This window comes from Streptomyces sp. HPF1205 (assembly GCF_020400825.1).
Taxonomy (GTDB): domain Bacteria; phylum Actinomycetota; class Actinomycetes; order Streptomycetales; family Streptomycetaceae; genus Actinacidiphila.
This window is the reverse complement of record NZ_JAINVH010000119.1, coordinates 1-1,060: the sequence shown is the minus strand read 5'-3', so window position 1 is coordinate 1,060 and position 1,060 is coordinate 1. Positions and strand designations below refer to the sequence as shown.

The following is a 1,060-nucleotide window of genomic DNA, read 5'->3' as shown; positions in this document are numbered from 1 at the left end:
CGAGCAGGCCGCCCTGAAGTGCATCTACATGGCCTTGATGAGCCTGGACCCGACAGGGAAAGGCCGCAAGCGGTGGACCATGCGCTGGAAGGCGCCCCTGAACGCCTTCCAGATCGCCTTCGAGGGCCGCCTGACCCCAGCCACAAACTGACCAACCCAAGAACCAAGATCAGCCGTTGATTGGACACACCCGGTCTGTCTCGCGGTCCTGTTGGGGGGCATGGTGGGGGTGTGGACGCATATGAAGTGAACCGTGCCCGGGCGAAGTTGGGGTTGTTCGTGGCGGATGTATTTGCGTCGGTGCCGCGCAAGGACCAGCGGTCGAAGGGTGACTGCTATCTGCGGGGTTTGATGCTGGACGGGCGGCGTAAGTCGATCCACCGATGGCGGAGCGGCTGCCGGACGGCAACGAGCAGAACCTGCAGCAGTTCGTGAACCAGTCGACCTGGGATCCGGTGCCGGTGCGGCGGCGGATCGCGGAGCGAATGGTGCCATTGATCGGCCCGGACGCCTGGGCGGTCGATGACGTGTCGTTCCCCAAGGACGGGAAGATGTCGGTGGCGGTCGCGCACCAGTACTGCGGTGCGCTGGGCAAACAGGCCAACTGCCAAGTCGCGGTGAGCGTACACGCGGTGTCCGATGCGGCCTCCTGCCCGCTGAACTGGCGGTTGTTCGTGCCCAAGGAGTGGGCGGACGATGTTCGGCGGCGGCACAGGACCGGGATGCCGCCCGAGGCCGGGCACCGGGAGAAGTGGCGCCTGGCCCTGGACGGCCTGGATGAGCTGGCCGGGTGGGGTCTGGTGCCGCCGGTGGTGGTGGCCGATGCCGGCTACGGGCAGAACGCAGACCTCCGCGACGGCCTGAACAGCCGTGGCATCGGCTATGTCGTCGCCGTCCGCTCGGATGTGACGGTCCACCCGCACGACGCGCAGCCCACCGCCCCTGCGTGGTCCGGAAACGGACGCAAGCCGCAGCCCCGCTACCGGAACAAGCCGTCCTCGGTGGCCGCGCTGGCGGTCGGGGTTGCGTCCTTGGAAGTGGTGTACGGGTTCTGACCTGT

General features: G+C 67.4%; 2 pseudogenes. Both read left to right on the top strand.

The features are described from left to right. A pseudogene (locus K7G61_RS35900) lies at positions 1–151 on the top strand (IS256 family transposase); the annotation flags it as partial. An 80-nt stretch (positions 152–231) separates the two neighbouring features. Continuing rightward, a pseudogene (locus K7G61_RS35895) lies at positions 232–1,022 on the top strand (IS701 family transposase); the annotation flags it as partial. Positions 1,023–1,060 lie beyond the last annotated feature (38 nt).